The sequence below is a fragment of the Listeria rocourtiae subsp. hofi genome, from assembly GCF_963575615.1.
Lineage (GTDB): Bacteria > Bacillota > Bacilli > Lactobacillales > Listeriaceae > Listeria_A > Listeria_A hofi.
On record NZ_CAUYTL010000005.1, the window covers coordinates 77,530 to 101,506 of the forward strand.

22 protein-coding genes are annotated in these 23,977 nt (G+C 40.6%); 3 read left to right on the plus strand and 19 right to left on the minus strand.

From position 1 onward, the window contains the following. Positions 1–25: 25 nt before the first annotated feature. The 6 genes from R8925_RS04325 to rpmG all read right to left on the minus strand — a co-directional run bounded on the left by R8925_RS04325 (position 26) and on the right by rpmG (position 4,894). The gene (locus R8925_RS04325) at positions 26–1,126 is read right to left on the minus strand and encodes a YqgU-like beta propeller domain-containing protein (RefSeq protein ID WP_430534689.1); all 1,101 of its coding nucleotides are present in this window, start codon (positions 1,124–1,126) and stop codon (positions 26–28) included. A 150-nt stretch (positions 1,127–1,276) separates the two neighbouring features. Continuing rightward, positions 1,277–2,248, minus strand: a complete 972-nt coding sequence (locus R8925_RS04330; protein ID WP_430534690.1) for an ROK family glucokinase — start codon at positions 2,246–2,248, stop codon at positions 1,277–1,279. 13 nt (positions 2,249–2,261) lie between these two features. After that, positions 2,262–2,474, minus strand: a complete 213-nt coding sequence (locus R8925_RS04335; RefSeq protein ID WP_430534691.1) for a YqgQ family protein — start codon at positions 2,472–2,474, stop codon at positions 2,262–2,264. A gap of 11 nt (positions 2,475–2,485) precedes the next feature. Further along, the gene (locus R8925_RS04340; RefSeq protein WP_430534692.1) at positions 2,486–4,033 is read right to left on the minus strand and encodes a rhomboid family intramembrane serine protease; all 1,548 of its coding nucleotides are present in this window, start codon (positions 4,031–4,033) and stop codon (positions 2,486–2,488) included. Between the two features lie 94 nt (positions 4,034–4,127). Continuing rightward, complete coding sequence (locus tag R8925_RS04345; protein ID WP_430534693.1) at positions 4,128–4,682, minus strand: 5-formyltetrahydrofolate cyclo-ligase; 555 nt, start codon at positions 4,680–4,682, stop codon at positions 4,128–4,130. Positions 4,683–4,744: 62 nt separating this feature from the next. After that, on the minus strand, positions 4,745–4,894 hold the full coding sequence (rpmG, locus tag R8925_RS04350; RefSeq protein ID WP_003719608.1) for a 50S ribosomal protein L33: 150 nt from the start codon (positions 4,892–4,894) through the stop codon (positions 4,745–4,747). Positions 4,895–5,092: 198 nt separating this feature from the next. Between rpmG and R8925_RS04355 the strand changes: the two genes are divergently transcribed. The 3 genes from R8925_RS04355 (at position 5,093) to rsgA (ending at position 7,235) form a co-directional block, all read left to right on the plus strand. After that, on the plus strand, positions 5,093–5,446 hold the full coding sequence (locus R8925_RS04355) for a hypothetical protein (protein ID WP_430534694.1): 354 nt from the start codon (positions 5,093–5,095) through the stop codon (positions 5,444–5,446). A 33-nt stretch (positions 5,447–5,479) separates the two neighbouring features. Beyond that, positions 5,480–5,962, plus strand: coding sequence for a hypothetical protein (locus R8925_RS04360; RefSeq protein ID WP_430534695.1), 483 nt, complete (start codon positions 5,480–5,482; stop codon positions 5,960–5,962). A gap of 211 nt (positions 5,963–6,173) precedes the next feature. Further along, positions 6,174–7,235 carry a ribosome small subunit-dependent GTPase A gene (gene rsgA / locus R8925_RS04365; protein ID WP_430534696.1) on the plus strand — a complete coding sequence of 354 codons (1,062 nt, stop codon included), beginning with the start codon at positions 6,174–6,176 and terminating at the stop codon, positions 7,233–7,235. An 82-nt stretch (positions 7,236–7,317) separates the two neighbouring features. Here rsgA and pnp read toward each other — a convergent pair whose 3' ends face one another. From pnp to R8925_RS04430, 13 genes are all read right to left on the minus strand, one after another. Next, a complete protein-coding gene (gene pnp / locus R8925_RS04370) occupies positions 7,318–9,489 on the minus strand; it encodes a polyribonucleotide nucleotidyltransferase (RefSeq protein WP_430534697.1) in 2,172 nt (723 codons plus the stop codon). Positions 9,490–9,889: 400 nt separating this feature from the next. Beyond that, positions 9,890–10,159, minus strand: coding sequence for a 30S ribosomal protein S15 (gene rpsO / locus R8925_RS04375; RefSeq protein ID WP_036062005.1), 270 nt, complete (start codon positions 10,157–10,159; stop codon positions 9,890–9,892). Between the two features lie 142 nt (positions 10,160–10,301). Then, a complete protein-coding gene (locus R8925_RS04380; protein ID WP_430534698.1) occupies positions 10,302–11,228 on the minus strand; it encodes a bifunctional riboflavin kinase/FAD synthetase in 927 nt (308 codons plus the stop codon). A gap of 122 nt (positions 11,229–11,350) precedes the next feature. After that, positions 11,351–12,277, minus strand: a complete 927-nt coding sequence (truB, locus tag R8925_RS04385) for a tRNA pseudouridine(55) synthase TruB (protein WP_430534699.1) — start codon at positions 12,275–12,277, stop codon at positions 11,351–11,353. A gap of 77 nt (positions 12,278–12,354) precedes the next feature. Continuing rightward, a complete protein-coding gene (gene rbfA / locus R8925_RS04390) occupies positions 12,355–12,699 on the minus strand; it encodes a 30S ribosome-binding factor RbfA (protein WP_036069580.1) in 345 nt (114 codons plus the stop codon). A 14-nt stretch (positions 12,700–12,713) separates the two neighbouring features. Beyond that, positions 12,714–12,992, minus strand: coding sequence for a DUF503 domain-containing protein (locus tag R8925_RS04395; RefSeq protein ID WP_430534700.1), 279 nt, complete (start codon positions 12,990–12,992; stop codon positions 12,714–12,716). Beyond that, complete coding sequence (gene infB, locus R8925_RS04400; protein ID WP_430534701.1) at positions 12,989–15,274, minus strand: translation initiation factor IF-2; 2,286 nt, start codon at positions 15,272–15,274, stop codon at positions 12,989–12,991. The genes R8925_RS04395 and infB overlap by 4 nt, the downstream gene beginning before the upstream one ends. A 22-nt stretch (positions 15,275–15,296) precedes the next feature. Next, the gene (locus R8925_RS04405) at positions 15,297–15,599 is read right to left on the minus strand and encodes a YlxQ family RNA-binding protein (RefSeq protein WP_036069577.1); all 303 of its coding nucleotides are present in this window, start codon (positions 15,597–15,599) and stop codon (positions 15,297–15,299) included. Continuing rightward, positions 15,589–15,876, minus strand: a complete 288-nt coding sequence (gene rnpM, locus R8925_RS04410) for an RNase P modulator RnpM (protein ID WP_430534702.1) — start codon at positions 15,874–15,876, stop codon at positions 15,589–15,591. The genes R8925_RS04405 and rnpM overlap by 11 nt, the downstream gene beginning before the upstream one ends. Positions 15,877–15,891: 15 nt before the next feature. After that, positions 15,892–17,013 carry a transcription termination factor NusA gene (nusA, locus tag R8925_RS04415; protein ID WP_430534703.1) on the minus strand — a complete coding sequence of 374 codons (1,122 nt, stop codon included), beginning with the start codon at positions 17,011–17,013 and terminating at the stop codon, positions 15,892–15,894. Positions 17,014–17,043: 30 nt separating this feature from the next. After that, positions 17,044–17,511 carry a ribosome maturation factor RimP gene (gene rimP, locus R8925_RS04420; RefSeq protein ID WP_430534704.1) on the minus strand — a complete coding sequence of 156 codons (468 nt, stop codon included), beginning with the start codon at positions 17,509–17,511 and terminating at the stop codon, positions 17,044–17,046. A 200-nt stretch (positions 17,512–17,711) separates the two neighbouring features. After that, entirely contained in the window at positions 17,712–22,049 is a 4,338-nt protein-coding gene (locus R8925_RS04425) for a PolC-type DNA polymerase III (RefSeq protein WP_430534705.1), read from the minus strand. Between the two features lie 185 nt (positions 22,050–22,234). Further along, entirely contained in the window at positions 22,235–23,947 is a 1,713-nt protein-coding gene (locus R8925_RS04430) for a proline--tRNA ligase (RefSeq protein WP_430534706.1), read from the minus strand. Between the last annotated feature and the right edge of the window lie 30 nt (positions 23,948–23,977).

The window sequence follows — 23,977 nt, forward strand, 5'->3', positions numbered from 1 at the left end:
GTGAGATAGCTCTTTTTCTGGCTTTTTAAAACATTTTATCACGATGTGGTATTAAATAGACTGTGTTTTTTGTTTCTAAATCAATTATTTGATCGAATAAGTATCCGTATAAACAATACCTTCCATTTGGTGATGTCACAATGGGTTCGTTATTGGTTAATTCTAGTATTGTCTCTGTTTTTTTATGTTTAGGATCTATCTTTACTAGCTTAAACTCGCTACCATGATCTTCCAATTTCTTACTTTCATAGGGTTCAAAAGTAAGAAATGACTCCTTCTCAACATTCAAATCATAAAATGGAAAGAAAGTACCTAGCCCATCATATACTCTCGGAGCCTCATATTTGTAGTAGGATTCAAAGCCGACTGATCTAAAATTATATATCATCGTCTTATCTTCTTTACTTGGTTCCATAGTTAGCAATGTATTTGTAGATACAGCAAATTGGTATACATCGGCCACAACAAGGCTCTTAACTGTTTTATCTCGCATATCCTCTAAATAAAGATCGCCTCTGTCCTTTTGCGGGGACGACTTTTGGTTGAATACAAATAAATTATCGCTATACCAAGAAACAAATGGTGAACTCGTGTTTAGCTTGGTTACATTACCAGTTGGAATATCCCATCGAAATACTTGATAATTCCAATCTGTGTCAAATGTCGTAAGGAACATTTTATCTTGATCATCACGGTTCCAAGAAAATTCTATATTTTGAGGCTGCACTTCCTTTGTACTAAGGAGCGCACCAGACATCGAAATAACATCTAATGCAGCTTTGTCTTTATTTTTTGCAGAATAGATAAGAAAGCGATCGCGATTAGGACTAATAATCACTTCCGAAATAACATGTGTTGTTTCATAAATCTGATGACGTTTTTCAGTAAATACATTTAGCCGATCAAAAGTTACTTTCCCCTCTTTTTTCAGCTGTATAAGGATGTTCTCATCATCAATCCAACCAACAACACGTTGAAATTCCTTGGGCTGAATATTCAGCGTCTTTATCTTGCTAGAAGTAGTTGTTTTTTCTTTGCTAACAGGTATCTCCTCATGTTGACAGCCGTAGGAAATAAATAAAAGGCCTAGGATAGTAATGATGAAACTTATGTGAATTTTATACATCTTTCCCCTGCCTCCTCATGCTAATAAGATATTACTATTTTACCCTGACAACAAGGAAGTGAAACAAACTTCCAAAATAACAAAAGAAAGCTAGGGAGACCATAAGCGTTATGTTGGCGCCGATGATACAACCTAGCTAAGATGATAAAACTATTCAGATGGCAAAGCTAACCATGCTGCTCCTAAGACACCAGCATCATTTCCAAGTGTCGCAATTGAAATGGATGTTGACTCTCGAACAGCTGGGAAAACCATACCTTCAAAATAGTTTTGAATCGGTTTTAAAAGTGCATCGCCGGCAGCTGAAACACCACCACCGATAATGATTTTTTCAGGATTGAGCATATTACCAATGTGGCTACACGCTAAGCCTAGGTAGAAGCAAATATAATCAACCACTTGTTTTGCTAGCTCATCCCCTTCTGCAGCAAGGTCAAAAATCAATTTAGAGGTAACATCTTCTGTTCCTTCTTGAATAAAATCTTTTAGCTTTGACTTAGTTTCAAATGATTTAGCTAAGTCTTTTGCTACACGCACGATTCCTGTAGCAGAAGCAATTGTTTCTAGGCATCCCTTTTTCCCACAGGTGCAATCGTAAGCTTGTTTACTAGTGTCTACAGTGATATGCCCAATTTCACCAGCCGCTCCTTTTGCTCCGTGAAGGATTTTTCCTTCTGCAAATATCCCACCGCCAACACCGGTTCCTAGTGTTACAAAAAACACATTTGCCGAGCCTTCTCCGGCACCTTGCCATCTTTCTCCCACTGCTGCGATATTAGCATCGTTATCTAAATAAATATCAAGGCCGGTGATATTTTTAAGATTTTCCGCTACATTTTGCTCCTTCGCCCAGTTGAGATTGTATGCACCTTTTACAGTCCCTGTTTCGTAGTTGATAGTTCCAGGTGTACCCATTCCAATACCATAGAAAATGTCATTATCCAATTGTAAATCCGTTAATTTTTGGTTGATGCTATCACCGATATTTCGAACTATGTGAGAACCTTCATCTGAAATATCCGTTTTGACAGACCACTTTTCCTCAATTTTCCCATCGGTTGTTAAAATTGCGATTTTTGCAGTTGTGCCACCAAGGTCAACGCCAATTAATTTCTTTTCCATTTTCACATGTCTCCTAATCTACTACTTTATTTTTTGCCTTCTCTTTATCTAATTCTACTTTAAGAATGGACCTTGCGCAGGCATAGACTTCACGATCAAGCAATTTATGTTTAAACAGTTCGGTCAGCTCGTATTCCATCATTTCGATATCCCATTGACGCTTGCCAAGATATATGATAATACCATATTTCTTCAGCAACTGAGCCACATCATAGACTGTTTTCATAACAATACCTCTTATCTTATTTGAATTTTGCTTTCTAAATATTGTTTATACTGGGCGTATGTTTCTGTGTTTTGCTGTTCCACTGCTATAGTAGCTTCTCTTAACGCTGCTTCAATATCCCCTTGCATTTCATAACTACGAGCTAGTAAGAAGTGAGCATGCGGATTAAAGTTTTCTTGCGCAATGGCTTCTCTTGCAAAATTTGCTGCCTCTTGATTGTTCTCTTTAATCGTAGCGATGACTGCTAAATTTGTAAAAGTAAGGCCATCCGCGCTACCAGAAACTTGGAGTTGCTGCAAGATTTTTTGTGCTGTTTCATAATCTTCATTTTGAATAAAAGCGCCCGCTACAGCATTCGCGTTTTGTGGATCATAAGGGTGTTTCCCTTTGTCAAAGCCAAACCACAGGAAAAAAGCAGTAAGCAAAATAGCAGAAGCTCCGTAAAGAATTCGGCGCCAGTGGAAGTATTGATGAGGCATGGATAAAGCTCCTGCAACTAGGAATCCACCTACTAAACCACCAATATGACCTGCTAAATCAATACCTTGTGAGAACAAATCGACAACTAAATTGACGACAACTAGTCCTGCAATGCTTATTCCTAATGATTTTGCATAAATATGAGGCTTCAAAACGACTAAATATAGCAAAGCTCCAAAAATACCAAAGATTGCTGTACTTGCACCGGCAGCCACGTTGATGTTGAAAACAAAGCTTGCCACAACCCCTGTAATTCCTGATAGGAAGTAAATCAAGGCATAGCGCCATTTGCCATAAAGCTTTTCTGCCATTGGACCTATGATATAGAGAACCACAGAGTTCATCAGCAAATGCAATAACCCGATATGGATAAACATAGGTGTGATAAAGCGCCACCATTCTCCTGCGTATATGAGCGGATTAAATTTGGCTCCCCACCTGACGAGGTTGAATGTATTGCTACTCGTGCCTCCTGTAAACGTCATAATTAAAAAGACGGCAATTTGAATCGCTAATAAAATATAGGTTACATATGGCTTTTCTTTGCGTGCTTGTACTTGTTCGTCACTTACTTTTGTAGTGATATAATTAATAACTACGCTACGTTCATTTGTAATACTACTTTCGTCTAATTCGGTAGGAACTTCAAAAGTATTGGCTGGTATATCTAGCTCTGTTTCCATTAGTTTTAGCTGGTCTGTAGCATTCTCTGAATCGATTAAAATGTTGTTCAGACTTATTTTCTCATTTTCTGATTGAAGTGGTTGATCGAACCATTCTGAAATGTTTCCAACTGGTTTGAAGGGGGTGATGTAAATATTGATTAATGGTAGTTTCAATCGTCCCATTTGTTTGCGCAAATCTTCGCAAACGCGCATTACGTGCTCAATGTCTCGCTCGACAACACTAGACCAACTGAGTTCTTTCATTTGAATTCGAATAACCGGTCGTTTCTTTTGGGCTGGATTATCTAGCCATAGTTCCTGTTTCTTCTCATGAAGGTGGATGAGTCTGTATCCTTCTTCAATGAGGAAATAGCTAGTTAAGCGCCAAAAAATATACTGTTCTTGGAGGCTCAAAAAATTCCCTGCTTTCTTTTAATATCCTGTTTATAAGTACTACTATACGCAAAAAAGCGAACATTGTAAATCAATCCCCGCCGATTTTCTGCTATTATTTCATATTATTTTCAATCACTAATTTTTGAACGGGTAGGTCGTGGGATTCTGGTGTAAAATTAAGGGTTATTTGATTGGAGTAGCAGAGCGAAATTGTATTTCCTTGGTAGTCCGCTAAGTATCTGTCATAAAAACCAGCGCCAAATCCAATTCGGTAGCCATCTTCACGGAATAAGACACCTGGAACGACTAACAAATCAATCGTTGTTTTTGGTGCAATGATGGCGTGTTCTGTGGGTTCATATAATCCTAGTGCTTTCTTACAAAGCTCATCGCCATCTTTATATATCCGAAATTGCATATTTTTCGTTTTGTTATTTGTTTCTGGTATGGATACTGTTTTTCCATCTTGCCATGCACGTTCGATAATTGCTTGTGTTGCTATTTCTGGAAATCTAGCAATTGTAATGCCGATATTTTTTGCATTTTTCCATGTTTCTTCTTGAAATAATTGCTCTGCGATTGATTGTGAGCGCTGTTCGTATGTAATTTTATCCATTTCACTTAATTTTTCTAGTATCTGTTTGCGTAACATTGCTTTGGTTGCCATCGATTCTCCCCCTCTACGTATGTTTTGCTAATAAAAAAAGCAACAGGTGGAAATCCTGCTGCTTACTTAGTTTCGCGGTGTAAAGTAACACGGCGCAATCTTGGACAATATTTCTTTAATTCAATACGTTCTGGGTTTTCACGTTTGTTTTTAGTAGTGATATAATTGCGATCGCCGCACTCAGTGCATTCTAAAGTAATATTAACACGCATTCTATTTCCCTCCAAACTCTAATCAAACTGAATTATTTATCAGACCTGTATTATAATATCATTTTTAAGGGCTTTAAGCAAGGATTCCTAAGCTTTTCTTTTTATTTTGTTTACAATATTGATTTTTGACTATGTTTTTGGCTGAATTTATGCTATAAATAGAAGTAGAGTTTAGGGAAAAGAGGTGTTATTAACACAATGACTGTTCTAATCATAATTCTTCTTGCCTGTGCTGTCATCCTATTCTTGCTTTCATTTATGCAAAAAGGAAATAGTAAACAGATAGAAAATGAGATGGAAGAAATCGCGTCTCAATTAATGCAAGAGAACTTCGAATTAAAAAAACGTGTGTCTACTCTAGAAAATACATTAAAAATCGATGCTGACACGGTCACGCCTGTTCGCACATCAAGCAAAAAACTGCGTGACTTAAGAAAAAAACAAATTATTACTTTGTACACTTCTGGCGTCACAATAGAAGAAATTGTTACACAATCGGAACTTTCAGAAGAACAAGTAAATGAAATAATTGCTGAATACGTCGCTCATTAAATTTTAGATACCATATAGGGAGGAAATAAGAAAATGAAACAATCACTTCGCATGCTGGCGTTAGGATTCTTGGTTTCAGCAGTGCTCTTGCTTGTCTTCGATACATTCTTCTCGTCAAGCGCACAAGCAGAGAAATCGGCGGAACCAAAAACTACTACTGCTGCTAAAACAGATGACAACGAAAATTACAAGAAAAAATACGAGGACTTACTTGCATCTCAAGAATTAGCAAAATCACAAGCTGCTGAGGCACAAAAAGCAGTAGCAGCTAAGAAAAAAGCGGAACAAGAAAAAGCAAAACAAGTGAAGAAATTTACGCTTGTTATCAAAAAAGGAGATCCGTCTTCTAAAGCAGGAAATGAATTGCAATTCGCAGGTATCATTAAATCTGGTGCTGAATTCGATAAATTCCTACGTTCAAACAACTACGAGAAATATGTTCGTGATGGAAGCTACGCAGTAGACAGTAACATGACGGCGGATCAAATCGCAAAAATTATTACACATAAAAACTGATAACCACTGGAAAACAGGAGGGCTTTCTTTAGAGCTTTCCTGTTTTTTAATTGTCTACAACGTTTTCAATGTGCTATAATGAAACGGAATTCCCATTATGAAAGGATGATGAATTATGGATATTGTAAAATTTTCGAACACTAACAACAATCACATTTTGGGAGCGTTTGATTTGATTTAAGGCTCCCCTATTTATAAAGGAGCGAAAACATTGATTATTATTAATTATGGATTTACAGGTTTTTTTGAGACGCAAACGATGCAGGAAGGACTTATTCCGGCACGTGTAACGGCTGTTTTTAAAGATTTTTTTAAAGTTGTATCAGATGATGGCGAGCATTTGGCCAAATTAAAATATGTTGCTTTTATGGGGGCAATGAACACGGAGCTTCCGGCTGTTGGTGACTTTGTGGCACTGGAAAGCCATCCGCAAGACACATCCCTCATTCATGGCGTAATGGATCGGAAGACAGTGTTCAAGCGAGCTGATCCGGGCGGTGGTGAACAATTGGTTGCAGCCAATTTTGATTATGTTTTTATCGTAAGTTCACTGAATCATGATTTTAACATCAATCGTTTGGAGCGTTATTTAACAATTGCTTGGGATAGTGGTGCAAAACCTGTCGTGATTTTAACCAAAGCTGACCTCAGCGAAAATGTAGCACAAGTAGTGACAGAAATCGAACTGATTGCTTACGGCGTACCGATTTTCGCAGTTGATAATTTATCAAGAAGCGGTTTTGATGAGATAGAAAGCTTTTTGAAACCTGGCGAAACGATCGTGTTACTAGGCTCGTCTGGTGTTGGCAAGTCTTCATTTATCAATGCCCTCTCCGGGAAGTCGCTGATGAAAACAAGCGGAATTCGAGAAGATGATTCAAAAGGGAAACATACGACGACACATCGGGAATTACATTTGTTGCAGTCTGGACTACTGGTGATTGATACGCCGGGGATGCGTGAACTAGGAATTGGTCAAGCGAGCGATGGTCTTGGCGAAACTTTTCAGGATATTGAACTACTGGCTCATGATTGCAAATTCCGCAATTGTCAACATGGCACTGAGCCCGGATGCGCCGTACAAGGCGCTTTAACGAATGGTAGCCTATCGGAGGCTCATTATGCTAACTGGATTAAATTAAAGCGAGAATTGGCTTATTTCGAGCGTAAAAACAACCCTGCTTTGCAACGTGCAGAGAAACAGAAATGGAAAGCTGTGCATAAAGCGTTAGAGACGCAGTACAAATCTAATTTAAAAGCTAGAAAAAAATAGTAATAAGTCCTGCTGGAAACAGCGGGATTTTTTTATTGCATCAAAAAACCACCAACCAGTAGCGGCAGATGGTTTCTGTTTATTATTTTTTGTCATTATTGTAAGGTTTCTTGTAGCCTTCTTTACGAGGGGCACGATTTGGTTGTTCTGTGCTTCCTTCTTTTTTCTCGATCAAGGCTTTACGAGATACGTTTACACGGCCGTGATCGTCAATTTCTGTAACTTTGACTTTCACAATATCGCCCATTTTTAAAATGTCTTCTACTTTACCAACACGTTCGTGTGCTAGTTCAGAGATGTGAATCAGGCCATCTTTGCCTTTGAATAGTTCTACAAAAGCTCCAAATTTCTCAATTCTACGCACTTTACCATCGTAGATTTCACCAACTTGTACTTCGCGAACGATCTCTTCAATCATTGCTTTGGCTTTTTCAATCATCGCATCATCTTGAGATGCAATGAAAACTGTACCATCTTGCTCGATATCAATTTTAACATCTGTTTCCTCGATAATTTGATTGATTTGTTTACCACCAGGCCCGATAACATCTTTGATTTTATCAGGTTTAATCGTGATTGTAACGATTTTAGGAGCATACTCTGATAAGGTTTCGCGAGGTGTGTTAATTGTTGCTTCGAGATGTTCTAGAATATGCAAGCGACCTGCTTTTGCTTGTGTTAAAGCTTCTTCTAAAATTTGACGGCTCAAGCCCTCGATTTTAATATCCATTTGGAGTGCAGTAATTCCATCACGTGTTCCGGCTACTTTGAAATCCATGTCGCCGAAGTGATCTTCCATTCCTTGGATATCAGAAAGAATCGTATAATCATCTCCAAGTTTCACAAGTCCCATCGCAATACCAGCAACGGGCGCTTTAATTGGTACACCCGCATCCATCATCGCAAGTGTTGAACCACAGATACTTGCTTGCGAGCTGGATCCGTTCGATTCAAGTACCTCTGATACTAGACGAATCGTATATGGGAAATCCTCTTCACTTGGAATAACTTGTTGTAATGCACGTTCACCTAATGCGCCGTGACCGATTTCACGACGACCTGGTGCGCGACGAGGTCCTGTTTCCCCAACACTAAATTGCGGGAAATTGTAATGATGCATAAAGCGTTTGGAATCTTCTAGACCAAGCCCATCAATGATTTGGTGTTCGCGAAGTGGTGCCAATGTACATACACTAAGCGCTTGCGTTTGGCCACGCGTGAACAAGCCTGAACCATGGACACGTGGTAAAATACCAACTTCGGATGATAACGGTCGGATTTCATCTACTTTACGACCATCTGGACGGATTTTATCTTGTGATATTAGACGACGCATTTCATTTTTCTCAAGCATCTCTAAAATATGTTTTACTTCTGGTAAAATTTCTGCTGCATCTTCTAGTTCTTTTGCTTCGTATTCAGCAACGACTGCTTCTTTTAGTACATTGATATTTTCTTCGCGTGCTAATTTCTCTTCGGTTTTAATCGCCGTTTTCATATCTGCTTCTGCACGAGCAGTTACCTCAGCTACAAGCTCTGCATTTGGTACGAATAGTTCGATTTCCATTTTCGCTTTGCCAACTGCGGCAACAATTTCTTCTTGGAATGCGATTAAGCGTTTTATCTCTTCATGACCAAACATAATCGCCTCTAACATTGCTTCCTCAGGTACTTCTTTCGCGCCTGCTTCTACCATGTTAATCGCTTCTTTTGTTCCCGCAACCGTTAAGCTAATATCACTTAGCTCCTGTTGCTCAATGCTTGGATTGATGATATATTCACCATTCACGCGACCAACATCAACACCTGCAATCGGCCCTTCAAAAGGAATATCCGAAATACAAAGAGAAATCGATGAACCGAGCATTGCAGCCATTTCTGGAGAGCAATCTTGATCCACACTAAGCACAGTGGATGTGATTTGAACATCATTACGATACCCTTCAGCAAAAAGTGGACGAATCGGGCGGTCAATTAGACGAGCTGTCAATGTCGCACGGTCACTCGGACGTCCTTCGCGCTTTAAGAAGCCACCAGGAACTTTACCTACCGCGTACATCTTTTCTTCGTAGTTAACTGTCAGTGGGAAAAAGTCACCTGGTCTAGGCTTTCTTGATCCAACTGCTGCTGTTAAAACAACTGTATCGCCGTAACGGATTAGCGCGGCTCCATTTGCTTGTTTTGCCATTTGACCAACTTCGATTGCTAATTCCTTCCCTGCCCATGTGGATTTAAATACTTGTTTTTCAGTCATATTTTGATCTCCTTTTTTAGGAGCGTCCACTATCAAATCGAAACTTTACCATGCATTATTTCTTCACGCACGCCTGATTACAGACACGCATAAATCCAAAAACCTGCCGGCAAGTCGAGAATCACTCAGCTGCGTCGTTGAAGTTTGCACTCCGATGCTCACGTATCTCAATACGCTCTGCTTCGGTGCTCTACTTCGCCTAGCATCTGAGCACTTCTTGACTTGCCGGGTTTTGCGTCTGCGAATTCAAAGTGATCAACAGAATCTAGTTTTTTTATTATGTAAAGTGGCACGTTTTTGGATTCATGCGATAAAGTTTCTTCTACTTTCTTGGATAGTGGGCACTTCTTATTTATTTTTTCAAAAAAAAACGGGACAAAAATATCCCGTTTTCCTTGTTTTATCGACGTAAACCTAAACGTCCGATAAGTTCGCGGTAACGTGCAACATCTTTCTTACGTAGGTAAGTTAAAAGGTTACGACGGTGACCAACCATTTTCATCAAACCACGATAAGAATGGTGATCTTTCTTGTGCTCGCGAACGTGTTCATTCAAACTGTTGATTTCTGCAGTAAGAACAGCGATTTGAACTTCTGGTGAACCAGTGTCCGTATCATGTACACGATACTCAGCAATAATTTCATTTTTACGCTCTTGTGTCAATGCCATTTCTTACACACCTCCTTCTTTTCTAATCCCCGCATACTGAGCCAAGCGTTGGTGACTCGCAAAAAGCCAAGTAAGGGTTCTTTTTCGTACAGAGTTAAAGATACACTATTTTGGGGCAAAAAGCAAGTGATAGCCTGACTTTTTATGCAAAATAGGCTCTTGTATCGGCTTCATCTTGCTTTAATTGCTCAATCAGTCCTTCAACGCCATTGAATTTTAATTCTGGTCGGAAATAATGGAACCATTCAATTTCTATTTCTTCTCCGTATATTTCTTGGTGGAAATCTAAAATATAGACTTCTATTGACATGGCTTGGTCATCCTTGAAGGTAATATTATATCCAATACTCGCCATTCCTAAATGGGTTTGTCCAGATACCTTAAATTTGACGGCATAGACACCTAATTTAGGGATGAGAAAGCCTTCGTCTACTGCAATGTTTGCAGTTGGAAAGCCGATTGTACGTCCTCGTTTGTCGCCATGTATCACCGTTCCAGTAAGCGTGTACGGATAGCCTAATAGTTGATTTGCTTCATCTAACTTACCTTCTGAAATATATTTTCGAATATTTGTAGAGCTCACTTTATCATGTAAATCTTCTAATTTTTGAACAACTGTTACATCAAATTGTCCGTTCGCATAGTCGTTTAGTTCTGTCATTTTGCCAGCACCTTGACGACCGTAAGAGTAATCGAAGCCAGCAACGACATGTTTTGCATTCAAACCAATCAAATAATTCGTCACAAAATCTTCTGGGCTCAAATTAGAAAATGCGGTTGTGAAACGAACAATGTATAAAATATCGACACCTAAATCAGCCATTTTGCGTTTCTTTTCTTCAAGGGGGGTTAAATATTTAACCTGTTTTCGCATTTGGCTAAGTACGACGGATGGATGCGGATCGAATGTTAGAACCGCTGTTTTTATACCACGCTTTTCAGCTTCTTTTTTAGCTGTAGCGATGACTTGTTGATGTCCTCGGTGTAGCCCGTCGAAGAACCCAAGCGCGATGACTTTAGGATCACGATTGATGTTTTCTGGCGGATGGTGTAAAAAATATGTTTCCATGAAATCCCCTTCTCTCTGCACTATACTTGCTATGTGAATTCATAGGTAAGGTAAGTGCACAATCAATACGGCGACGAGAAGCTAATTTTGAGATCTGTTCAAATAGTAGCTTGTCTTTGCCTTTAGTTTAACTTGCCCTCACGCAATTCAATCACTTTTTCTGGTTTCCAAAAATCGCGACGTTCTGGATGTTTAACATAGATTGCGGTCAACTTATTTTTGTAAAGTAAGGCTACACGCCCTTTATTGCGTTCTTTAATAAATTGTTCTGGTAATACAACGCCATTTAGCACTTTCTCATGAATTAGTTCAGAGATATGTTGCTGTGGCATATCGGATAAGCCATCTTCTAAAGGATATAAGAAGCTAGCCTCTTCTTCTTTTGCTCGCAACGCTTCAATTTCATCTAAGGTAAAACATTGTTCTTCCTTAAAAATACCACTTTGCGTCCGTTTTAATTCTGACATATGTGCCGGATAGCCAAGTTTCTCCCCAATCATCACAGCCAGTGTTCGAATATAAGTTCCCTTGCCACATTTGATGCGTATGTTAAATGTATTATACTCTGGACTTATTGAAACAAAAGGCTTCAAGAGCTCTATTGCATAAATATTCACCGTGCGTTTCGGGCGTTCTACCTCTATTCCTGCTCTTGCATATTCATACAACTTGCGGCCATTCACCTTGACGGCAGAGTACATTGGTGGGATTTGCTCGATTTCTCCAACGAATAATTTTACTACTTTTTCAATATCGATTGGTAAAATGGTTTCGGTGATTTTTTTCTCAGCAACTACTTCTCCGCTCGCATCTTCTGTCGTTGTTGCAGTGCCAATTGTAACGGTTGCTTCATAGGTTTTACCTTCATCAGTAATGTATTCTGCAAGCTTTGTAGCGCGCCCGATGCAGATTGGAAGAACACCTTCGACATCTGGATCAAGCGTACCTGTATGACCAACTTTTTTCGTTTGGAGAATTTTGCGTAGTTTGAATACGCAATCATGGCTGGTCATTCCTTTTTCTTTCCATAAGGGGATAATTCCGTCCATCGTGTCAAATCACTCCTTTTCATACACAAAGAAGGATAGACGTCCGCAAAAACCGACACCTACCCTTTCCCTGTTTCCTATTCGTTATCGTTTAGACCGCGTAATAAGTCATCGATATGGTTTCCGTAAGCCACAGAATGATCGATTTCAAAAAATAGTTCTGGGACTTTGCGCAAACGAATGCGAGTTCCTATTTCGGAGCGAATAAACCCGTGCGCTTTTTCGAGGGCTGCTAAGGCATCTTTTTGGCCTTTTTCTTCGCCTAAAACAGAGACGAACACAGTTGCTTGTTGCAAATCACCTGTTACGTCAACGCCTGTTACGGTAATAAAGCCGATGCGAGGATCTCTTAATTTGCGGTTAAGGATGTCGCCAAGCTCTTTTTTCATTTGCTCTGCTACACGATTAGCTCTAAGATTCATATTTTCACCTCATTTTACAAACTTTCCATTGTCGTTTTGCCTCGTTCCCATTCTGGAAATGAGTCGAGGAATGCCAGAACGGTACCTGCGACTTTCTCGGCTTGATTGCTGGATTCTGAGACAACAGCAAATCCAATGAGGGATCGCTGCCATTTGTCTTGGAATCCAATTTCAGCAATGGAAATATTAAATTTTTGGCCAGCGCGTGTTAGAATACGCTTGATAATGGCTCGCTTTTCTTTTAATGTTTGTGGCGTCTGCAAAAACCACTCGGACTCGATGTAGCGAATCATTTACGTTCAATTTCCTCCATGATGTATGCTTCAATGACGTCATCTTCTTTAATATCGTTAAATTTATCGATAGTAATACCGCATTCGAAACCTTTCGCTACTTCTTTCGCGTCATCTTTAAAGCGTTTTAGCGTACCGATTTCCCCTTCAAACACAACGATACCGTCACGAATAATACGAACGCCACTATCGCGTGTGATTTTACCGTCAGTAACGTAACAACCCGCGATTGTCCCGACTTTCGATACGTTAATTGTTTGACGTACTTGGGCTTGACCGATAATTTTTTCTTGGAATTCTGGATCAAGCATCCCTTTCATCGCAGCTTCGATTTCGTCGATTGCTTTGTAAATAACGCGGTGTAAACGAATATCAACGCCTTCATTTTCAGCGCCTTCACGTGCTTGTGTCGTTGGACGAACGTTGAAACCGATGACAATGGCATTTGATGCAGAGGCTAGTGTAATATCGGATTCGTTAATGGCACCAACAGACGTATGGATAATCTTCACGTTAACGCCTTCTACATCGATTTTGCGTAGAGATGCCGCTAATGCTTCGACTGAGCCTTGTACATCGGCTTTGATGATAACGTTAACTTCTTTCATTTCGCCAGCTTTCATGTGCTCGAATAGGTTTTCAAGGCTCACACGATTTGTTGCCGAACGTTGCGCAACAACAGCGCGACTTGCACGAGCTTCACCAACGCTACGAGCTGTTTTCTCATCTTCAAAGACTACAAAACGGTCACCAGCTTGTGGTACATCGCTAAGTCCAGTGATTTCAACTGGTGTACTTGGTCCTACTTTTTTTACACGACGTCCAATATCATTTACCATCGCACGAACACGTCCAAAAGTATTACCGACAACGATTGGATCACCAACGTTTAGTGTACCATCTTGAACTAGTAGAGTTGCAACGGAGCCGCGACCTTTGTCGAGTTCTGCTTCGATAACACTACCGATAGCAAGGCGATCTGGATTTGCTTTCAATTCTTCCACTTCGGAAACGAGTAGAATCATTTCAAGCAACGTGTCTAAACCTTCCCCAAATTTCGCGGAGATTGGTACAAAAATCGTGTCACCACCCCATGCTTCAGGAACTAATTCATACTCGGTTAGCTCTTGCATCACGCGATCTGCATTGGCCTGTGGCTTATCAATTTTGTTGACAGCAACAATGATTGGTACTTCGGCTGCTTTCGCATGGTTAATCGCCTCAATTGTCTGTGGCATAACACCATCATCTGCTGCGACAACGAGGATTGTGATATCAGTAATTTTAGCGCCACGAGCACGCATTGTTGTAAAGGCTGCGTGACCAGGAGTATCTAAGAATGTAATTTTTTTGTTATGGACTTCTAGTTGGTAGGCACCAATGTGTTGCGTGATTCCACCGGCTTCGCCAAGCGTTACTTTTGTGTTGCGCAGGGAATCAAGTAACGTTGTTTTACCATGGTCAACGTGACCCATAATTGTTACAACAGCTGGACGCTCGACTTCGTTACCTTTGTCTTCTTCGACTGCTTCTTCAAAATAAACATCTAAATCTGTGATATCGATTTTGATTTCTTCTTCTGCTTCTACGCCGTACTCACTACACACTAGTTCAATAGCGTCTTTATCTAGGCTTTGGTTAATTGTTGCCACAACGCCTAGCAAGAAGAGTTTTTTGATGATTTCGGATGGCTCACGGTAAAGTTTACGCGCTAATTCGCCAACTGTAAGTGATTCTGAGAATACGATTTTTTCTGGAAGCTCTTTTGGCTTCGGCGGTGTTGGTGGTACAGTACTGTGATTACGTTTCCCTTTATACTTGGTGTTGTTTTTGCGACCGCGATTTTGATTGTTGCGATTGCCACCTTGATTACGGTTTCCTCCACCTTGTGCGTTCCCACTAGGTCGGTTTTGCCCACCGCTGTTGTTTGGGCGATTTTGTCCACCAGTTGTTTTATTGCCACTTGTAGATGGCTTCGCTGTACCTTGTGATGCTGATTTATTTGTATTTGTTGGTTTGGATTGATTCGATTTATCATTCATATTTGGCTTATTAGACCCCTTACTTTGACCTGCTTCGTTTGATTCTTTTTGTGGGCTGCTTGGCGCGGCAGATTCTTTGTTCGGTCCAAGCAATGTTTTGTCGAGTTGTCGTAATGCATTTTCGTTAATGGTAGACATGTGATTAGCAACTTCAACGCCTAATCCTTGCAATGTCTCGATGACTTTCTTACTAGGTATTTGGTGTTCTTTTGCGTATTCATATACACGAACTTTACTCATGTGACACACCTCCGTTAAGATTTCACCCGAGTAATTCCGTTAGTTTTGCCGCAAATCCTTTATCCATTACCGCGATAATGGCTCTTGCGTCTTTGCCGATCGCACCGCCTAGTTGCTCACGGGTGCCGGCTTTCACAAGCGGGACATCGTAATACTGGCATTTGTTACGGATTGTTTTCTCGGTTTTTTCTGATATATCTTCTGAAATGATGACGAGTCGTGCTTTTTGACGCCTCACTTCTTTTAAAACTAATTCTTCGCCAGTAACGAGTTTGCGAGCGCTATAGGCTATTCCAAGCAAGGAATAGGCTTTGTTATAATCCATGATTTGCTCCTTCGATTGTTTTTACGTAATCGATGAGTTGATCGTAAAAACCTTCTTGTTCTGGCATCTTCATTTGATGAAAAATACTGTTTTTCTTTTTAGCTTTTTCGGCAACCTTGCTGTCTATTAGAATATAAAAGCCACGACCAGGCGCTTTTCCACTAGGATCTATCGTAAGTACACCGTCTTTGGAGTACGCAATACGTAAAAGTTCGCCTTTTGGTCTGCGTTCACCGGTTACAATACATTTTCTTAAGGGAATTTTTTTATTACGCATCAGCTGGTCACTCCTCTATTCTTCATCGTCGGCTATTTCGTCAGCCATATCGATATCGACGCGTTCAATAATAGGTCCATCAGGGCGTGGATAAATACCGGCTTCTGTAGCGACAGTTTCGCTCTTAATATCAATTTTCCAACCAGTTAACTTAGCAGCTAGACGGGCATTTTGGCCACGTTTACCGATAGCTAGTGACAGCTGATAATCCGGCACGACAACAGTTGTTGCTTGCTCTTCTTCATTGACAATGACATCTAAAACTTTGGATGGGCTTAACGCGTTTGCAACAAACGTAAATGGATCGGCAGACCATTCCACGATATCAATTTTTTCACCTTTTAGCTCGTTGACAATGGCTTGAACGCGGGCACCTTTTGGACCAACACAAGAGCCAACTGGATCAACTTCTGGATTTTCTGTGTAGACAGAGATTTTAGAGCGATCTCCGGCTTCACGAGCAACAGATTTAATTTCTACGATACCTTCATAGATCTCTGGAACTTCCATTTCAAAAAGTCGTTTTAAAAGACCTGGATGCGTGCGAGAAACGTAAATTTGCGGCCCTTTAGTCGTTTTTTCAACTTTTGTCAAATATACTTTGATACGGTCATGAGCGCGATATGTCTCGTTTGGCATTTGCTCATTTTGAGATAGAATCGCTTCGATTTTACCTAGGTTTACATAGATAAAACGAGAATCTTGGCGTTCTACAATACCAGTCATAATATCATCTTCGCGATCGATAAATTCGTCGTAAATGATACCTCGCTCTGCTTCACGAACACGTTGCGTCACAACTTGTTTCGCTGTTTGTGCTGCGATTCGACCGAAATCTTTTGGCGTTACTTCTAGCTCTACAACATCACCAACTTTGAAAGCGGCGTTAATTTTGTGAGCTTCTTCCACTGAAATTTCTAGGCGAGAATCAAATACTTGATCAACTACATCTTTGCGCGCTAACACATGCATTGTGCCCTTATCTAAGTTTAAATCTACTCGTACATTTTGCGCTTGATTGAAGTTTCTTTTGTATGCAGATACGAGTGCTGCCTCAATCGCTTCAATAATCACATCACGTGAAATTCCTTTATCATGTTCTAACACATGAAGAGCATCTAATAGTTCTGAGCTCATTCTTTTTTCAGCTCCTTTAATTTATCGCTTTTAAAATTTAATTGCTAATCTTGCTTTGGCTACTTTGTCTTTCGGAATTTCACAGACAATTTTACGTGTCTTGTCCAAAATTTCAACAGTTAGCGTGATGCCATCATATTTTGTAAGTGTTCCTTCCCACATTTTACGGTCCGCAATCGGTTCGTAGCTTGTGATGTGAACCCACTTATCGACAGCAGCTTCAAAATCTTTTTCCTTTTTTAGTGGTCGTTCTGCGCCTGGTGATGATACTTCCAGAAAGTAGTTTTGTGTGATTGGGTCATTTTTGTCCAAGATTTCACTTAGTCTCTCGCTAACCAAGGCACATTCGTCGATATCAATGCCGCCCTCTTTATCTAAAAATACCCTCAAATACCAGTGCTTTCCTTCTTTTTCAAACGCTAAATCGACCAGTTCCAGTTGAAGTTCCGTTGCGATTGGCAACACGATTTCTTCAACTTGTTCAAGAACTTTACTCATTTTAGCCTCCTTTAATATATCTGACAAAGCTAGTATTGCCAGTTGTTTACGACAATCTAACCATGCAAAGTTGCAAAAGGAAAGAGTGGGCATTGGCCCACTCTTGGTTGAGTTATCGTAATTTCATTATTAACTATAACACAAACATACATCCTTCGCAAACATTAGGCCCTTAACTGCCTGATGTAGAGCCGATATTTTTAGAATAGCGAAAGTTGATTTTGGTCGGGTAACCCATCTAAGCAGCCTTGGTCATCCATATATTGAATGATTGTCTTCGATACTTTCCCGCGCTGCTGCAAGTCTTCTTTTGACAGGAATTCTCCGTCTTCGCGTGCTGCAACGATAGATTTGGCAACGTTTGTACCTAAACTTGGAATCGCATTGAACGGTGGAATTAGCTGATCACCTTCAATAATGAATTCGTCAGCGCTTGACTTATATAAATCTACTTTTTGGAAGGAGAAGCCACGTGCAAGCATTTCATTGGCAATCTCAAGAACCGTTAGCAAACTCTTCTCTTTCATGGATGCTTCCAATCCTTTGGCGTTTATTTCTTGCATTTTTGCTTTCGTTGCTTCTTTCCCATTCACCATCGCTGTGAGATCAAAATCATCGGCGCGAACTGTAAAATAGGTGGCGTAAAAGAACAATGGGTGATGAACTTTGAAATAAGCAATCCGAACGGCCATGAGAACATACGCTGCAGCATGGGCTTTCGGGAACATGTATTTGATTTTTTTACATGAATCAATGTACCAATTTGGCACTTTATTCTCAATCATCGCAGCTTCCATTTCTTCACCGAGGCCTTTCCCTTTACGCACTGACTCCATAATTTGGAAGGCAAGTGAGCTGTCCAGACCTTGGTATATTAAGAAAACCATGATATCATCACGACAACCGATAACCTCAGCAAGCGAGCAAATATCGTTCTTTATGAGCTCCTCAGCGTTTCCTAGCCATACATCTGTTCCATGGGAAAGCCCGGAAATTTGAACAAGTTCTGAAAATGTCGTTGGTTTGGTTTGCTCAAGCATTTGACGAACAAAGCGCGTTCCAAATTCAGGAATGCCAAGCGTTCCTGTTTTGGAGTCGATATCTGCAGGTTTTACGCCAAGCGATTCCGTTGAACCAAATAGTTTCATCACTTCTTTGTCATCAGTCGGAATTGTTTTCGGATCAATACCACTTAAATCTTGAAGCATCCGGATTGCGGTTGGATCATCGTGCCCCAATATATCAAGTTTTAGGACATTATCATGAATCGAGTGGAAGTCAAAATGGGTTGTTTTCCATTCCGAGTCCGTCGCATCAGCCGGAAATTGGATTGGTGAGAAGTCATAGACATCCATATAATCTGGGATAACAATAATCCCCCCTGGATGCTGACCAGTTGTTCTTTTTACGCCAGTACAACCTTGCACCAGGCGATCAATCTCAGCTCCTCGGATTGTCATGTTCATATCTCGCTCGTAATTCCGTACATAACCAAACGCCGTCTTCTCGGCAACCGTACCAATCGTTCCGGCACGATACACATAATCCTCACCGAAAAGCTCCTTCGTATAAGCATGCGCAACTGGCTGGTACTCACCAGAAAAGTTCAAATCGATATCGGGTACTTTATCGCCTTTAAAGCCTAGGAAGGTTTCAAATGGGATATCTTGCCCTTCTTTTGTGAGCGCTGTGCCACATTCTGGACAATCTTTGTCTGGCAAATCAAATCCAGATCCTACAGACCCGTCATCAAAAAACTCGGACTGTTTGCAGTTGGGACAAATGTAATGTGGGGGCAATGGATTCACTTCGGTAATTTCTGTCATGGTTGCGACTAAGGAAGAACCGACAGAACCACGTGAACCTACGAGATACCCTTCATTAAGCGATTTTTTCACGAGTTTATGCGAGATTAAGTAAATAACTGCAAAACCGTGACCGATGATGCTTTTCAGCTCTTTTTCAAGACGTGCCTCGACAATTTCAGGCAATATTTCACCATAGATGCTACGTGCCATCGTATAACTCATATTGCGAACCTCATCTTCTGCCCCTTCAATTTTTGGTGTATAGAGATCATCTTTGATTGGTTTTAAGTCGTCCATCCAATCTGCGACAAGATTGGAGTTCGTGACAACAATTTCTTTTGCTTTTTCTTCTCCTAAAAAGGAAAATTCAGCGAGCATCTCATCCGTGGAGCGGAAATGAACATCTGGAAGAGTCGCACGATTAAGCGGATTTGCTCCACCTTGGGAATGAATCAAGATTTTACGATAGATTTTGTCATTTGGATTCAAATAGTGGACGTTTCCTGTTGCGACAACAGGCTTGCCAATTTGTTCACCGACTTTTACCAAGTTACTAATAATTTCTTCGAGGGCTTTCTCATCACGGACTAATTCTCGTTCGATCAATGGTGCATACACCGGTTTTGGCTGCACTTCAATGAAATCGTAAAAAGCCGCCACTCGTTCTGCATCCTCCATCCCTTTTTGCATCATTGCTTCAAAAATTTCACCTTGATTACAGGCTGAACCAACGATAAGCCCTTCTCTTAGTTTATTAAGCTCCGATCTTGGAATTCTAGGAATACGGAAAAAATAATTGATTTGTGACATCGATACGAGTTTGAATAAATTTTTCAGTCCGACATCGGTTTTAGCATAAATCGTCGCGTGAAATGGGCGCGCACGCTTATATGCATCCCCTTCCCCCATATAATTGTTGAACTGGTCATGGAAATCGATATCGCGCATTTCTTTCGCGTCTTTGATTAGCTTCCAGCCGAGATAAGCGGTTGCCTCTGCATCAAAAATGGCGCGGTGATGTTGCTCTAAAATAATGTTGAATTTCTTCGTCAACGTATTCAAACGGTGGTTTTTAAAATGGGGATAGAGAAAACGCGCTAGTTCTAGCGTATCGATAACCGAGTTCTCCGCTTTTTCAATGCCTACTTTCGTGTAAGCTGTATTGATGAACCCCATATCAAATGAAGCGTTGTGCGCAATTAGAATCGCATCGCCAGACCAATCTTTGAAGTTTTGTAGCACGACTTCAATTGGATCCGAACCTTTAACCATATCATCTGTAATCCCCGTCAAATTAATTGTTGTAGCTGATAATGGATGACCTGGATCAATAAACGCTTCAAATTTATCGATAATTTCACCGTCTTTCATTTTGACACCGGCAAGCTCGATGATTGTGTCGTAAACTGCGGACAAACCGGTTGTCTCAACGTCAAATACAACATAGGTAGCATCTTTTAATGCGGTGTGACGTTCATTGTAGGCAATTGGTACACCGTCATCAATCAGGTTGGCCTCAATACCATACAAAATTTTGACACCGTTTTTCTTCCCTGCACCGTATGCTTCTGGAAACGATTGAGCCACGGCATGATCTGTAATCGCAATTGCCTTATGCCCCCAATCAGCAGCCTGCTTCACGAGATCTGCGACAGAAGACGTTGCATCCATTTGACTCATCGGTGTATGAAGATGTAGCTCTACGCGTTTCTCCTCTGCTGTATCCAAACGCTTCACACCAGCAATCTCATTTACATCTTGCGCCATCATAATCAAGTCACGAACGAACGTGTCCATTTGAACGCTACCACGAACGCGGACCCACATTCCCTTTTTCATGTTCTGGAACATTGCGGCATCCTCATTATCTCGCGAAAACATTTTAATAATGATGGAGCTCGTATAATCCGTAATCTTAAATTGCAATAAACTACGGCCACTACGCAACTCACGAATTTCTGTTGCAAACACATAGCCTTCAACTGTAATCCGGCGTTCCTCGTCATAAATATCACCAAGCGACTTACGTTCCTCATCATCCTTGATTTTATATCCGATTTGGAATGGTCCAGAAGGTGCGGCTCCACCTCCGCCATCGCCATTCGCTTGCTGCTCCGCTCTTTTTTGCATGACCTGTACAGCTTCTAACGCTTTCGCCTGATCCTCTTTCTCTTTGGCCTCTACAAAAGCTTTATAATGTTCCGTTTCCGATTGATCTAACAAATTCGTGCGCAACACCATCGTTGGGAAGCCTTTTTCACGCAAACTCTCCGCAATTGCTGGTTGGAAACGCTGGGCAATTGTTGTTTGCTCCATCTCGTTATGTACCCGAACTTCCATCAAGTTTGGTGCTGTAAATATAGGTTTTTGCTCAATCAACAGCTGGCCAATCATTGGTGACTGCTTTGCAAATGGCGTAATCGTATCATTCCAATAATCTTCCACCAAGCGCTCTGTCACCGTCTCATCCCGCACCTGAATCCGCATTGTTGTTTGTGCAATCTGTTGAAACGCCTGATTCATTCCCACACGCATCATTTGAAATAGTTCAAACGGCAAAATTTGTGCGACTTCCAGATGGAACTCCCAAATCTTGTTAGCTTTATCTACAACCAGTTTTTCGATTTTCCCATCTTGCGTAAAATCTTGAAATACGGCATCATTTCCTAATCCAATTTGCTGCAACAAAATTTGGAATCGTTCTTGTTTTTCTGCATCTGTAATAGACATCTCAACAACTCCCTTTCGTAACTTAACAAAAAAACGTCTTCCCAGTTTGAAATACAACACCTGACTGTATCTCACTCGTAAGACGGCTTCGTTTTCAACTCATTTTTCACGCAACTAACAGCTCTACACAAAATCAGGTGAATACGCACGTTTGTCGCCGATTCACCCGATTCATTTACTCAATACTATGCATTCTCGCCTAATAAAATCGGTAATGTGTTCATCAGTTCCTCTTTGCGAACTTCAATCATTTCACCTGTTTTACGAATCTTCACTTCAACAATGCCTTCTGCCGCCTTTTTACCAACAGTTACACGCATTGGCAATCCAATCAAATCAGCATCAGCAAATTTTACACCAGCACGTTCTGAACGATCGTCTAGCAAAACAGAATAACCCATTTCTTGCAAAGAAGCGTAAAGCTCTTCGGCAAAGGAAACTTGTTCTTCACTCTTCATATTAACAGGTATTAAATGCAAATCAAGCGGACTAATACTGCGATCCCAAACAAGGCCTGAATCATCTGCTTGTTGTTCAGCAATTGCCGAAAGCAGTCTCGAAACCCCGATCCCATAACAGCCCATAATAAACGGATTACTGCGGCCGTTCTCATCCAAGAAAGTTGCATCCATCGCTTCACTGTATTTCGTTCCTAGTTTAAAGATATGGCCAACTTCAATACCTTCTGCAAATTTAATCACACCATGTCCATCAGGAGACAAATCTCCTTCTTGAATCAATCGTAAATCAAAATACGTATGCACGTTAAAATCACGTTTTGGCTGCGCGTTAATCATATGATAGCCTTCTTCATTCGCACCAATCGCTGCATTTACTATATCTTGCACATCATTATCCGCAAAAATACGGACATGTTCTGGTACACCGATTGGACCTAGCGAACCAAATCCAGAACCGAGTAATTCTACAGCTTGATCATTTGTTGCCAATTCAACCGTCGTAGCTGATAAAGCATTTTTGATTTTGATATCGTTCACTTCATGATCTCCACGCACGAGCACCATGATTATTTCTTCTTCATCCAGCATGTAAAGCATCGATTTCACTGTTTTTTCAACAGGAATATCTAAAAATGATACAATATCCGCAATTGTTTTTTGATCAGGTGTTTCAACTTTTTCGAGTTCCCCCGCTTCTTCATGCGATTTCTTTTCCATATACATCACGGGAGCCATTTCAACGTTTGCTGCGTAATCAGAAGCATCACTATAAGCAATCGTATCCTCACCAATATCTGAAAGTACGATAAATTCTTTCGTCTCATTCCCACCAATGGAGCCTGAATCTGCAATAACCGCACGAAAATCTAATCCACAACGCGTGAAAATATTCGAATACGCTTGGTACATTTTATCATACGTTGCATCCAAACTTTCTTCTGTAGCATGGAAAGAATACGCATCTTTCATAATAAACTCACGACCACGTAATAAGCCAAAGCGTGGGCGTAATTCATCGCGGAACTTCGTCTGGATTTGATACATTGTCAGTGGTAAGCGTTTATAAGACTTCACCTCATCACGTAAAAGCGACGTAATCACTTCTTCGTGTGTTGGGCCAAGCGCGAAATCACGTGAATTACGATCTTTCAAACGCATCAATTCTGAACCATAATCTTCCCAACGCCCTGATTCCTGCCAAAGTTCTGCTGGTTGCAATGCTGGTAGTAATAATTCCACTGCATCGATTCGATTTAATTCTTCACGAATAATAGTTTCAATTTTTTGTAGTGTTAATTTGGCGAGTGGTAAATAACTGTAAATCCCGCTGGCCGTTTGTCGGATAAATCCTGCGCGCAGTAGCAATTGATGATTTTTCACCTCCGCATCAGCAGGCACTTCTTTCAATGTTGGAATAAAACTTAATGTTTGACGCATGTTAACACCCCTATTTTTTTATCTTAAAAA

Excerpts from the sequence above, each read along its gene's own strand:
- R8925_RS04325 (WP_430534689.1), bottom strand. The coding sequence starts at position 1,126 with ATGTATAAAATTCACATAAGTTTCATCATTACTATCCTAGGCCTTTTA.
- R8925_RS04330 (WP_430534690.1), bottom strand. The coding sequence starts at position 2,248 with ATGGAAAAGAAATTAATTGGCGTTGACCTTGGTGGCACAACTGCAAAA.
- R8925_RS04335 (WP_430534691.1), bottom strand. The coding sequence starts at position 2,474 with ATGAAAACAGTCTATGATGTGGCTCAGTTGCTGAAGAAATATGGTATT.
- R8925_RS04345 (WP_430534693.1), bottom strand. The coding sequence starts at position 4,682 with ATGGCAACCAAAGCAATGTTACGCAAACAGATACTAGAAAAATTAAGT.
- rpmG (WP_003719608.1), bottom strand. The coding sequence starts at position 4,894 with ATGCGTGTTAATATTACTTTAGAATGCACTGAGTGCGGCGATCGCAAT.
- R8925_RS04355 (WP_430534694.1), top strand. The coding sequence starts at position 5,093 with ATGACTGTTCTAATCATAATTCTTCTTGCCTGTGCTGTCATCCTATTC.
- R8925_RS04360 (WP_430534695.1), top strand. The coding sequence starts at position 5,480 with ATGAAACAATCACTTCGCATGCTGGCGTTAGGATTCTTGGTTTCAGCA.
- pnp (WP_430534697.1), bottom strand. The coding sequence starts at position 9,489 with ATGACTGAAAAACAAGTATTTAAATCCACATGGGCAGGGAAGGAATTA.
- rpsO (WP_036062005.1), bottom strand. The coding sequence starts at position 10,159 with ATGGCATTGACACAAGAGCGTAAAAATGAAATTATTGCTGAGTATCGT.
- R8925_RS04380 (WP_430534698.1), bottom strand. The coding sequence starts at position 11,228 with ATGGAAACATATTTTTTACACCATCCGCCAGAAAACATCAATCGTGAT.
- truB (WP_430534699.1), bottom strand. The coding sequence starts at position 12,277 with ATGGACGGAATTATCCCCTTATGGAAAGAAAAAGGAATGACCAGCCAT.
- rbfA (WP_036069580.1), bottom strand. The coding sequence starts at position 12,699 with ATGAATCTTAGAGCTAATCGTGTAGCAGAGCAAATGAAAAAAGAGCTT.
- R8925_RS04395 (WP_430534700.1), bottom strand. The coding sequence starts at position 12,992 with ATGATTCGCTACATCGAGTCCGAGTGGTTTTTGCAGACGCCACAAACA.
- infB (WP_430534701.1), bottom strand. The coding sequence starts at position 15,274 with ATGAGTAAAGTTCGTGTATATGAATACGCAAAAGAACACCAAATACCT.
- R8925_RS04405 (WP_036069577.1), bottom strand. The coding sequence starts at position 15,599 with ATGGATTATAACAAAGCCTATTCCTTGCTTGGAATAGCCTATAGCGCT.
- rnpM (WP_430534702.1), bottom strand. The coding sequence starts at position 15,876 with ATGCGTAATAAAAAAATTCCCTTAAGAAAATGTATTGTAACCGGTGAA.
- nusA (WP_430534703.1), bottom strand. The coding sequence starts at position 17,013 with ATGAGCTCAGAACTATTAGATGCTCTTCATGTGTTAGAACATGATAAA.
- rimP (WP_430534704.1), bottom strand. The coding sequence starts at position 17,511 with ATGAGTAAAGTTCTTGAACAAGTTGAAGAAATCGTGTTGCCAATCGCA.
- R8925_RS04425 (WP_430534705.1), bottom strand. The coding sequence starts at position 22,049 with ATGTCTATTACAGATGCAGAAAAACAAGAACGATTCCAAATTTTGTTG.
- R8925_RS04430 (WP_430534706.1), bottom strand. The coding sequence starts at position 23,947 with ATGCGTCAAACATTAAGTTTTATTCCAACATTGAAAGAAGTGCCTGCT.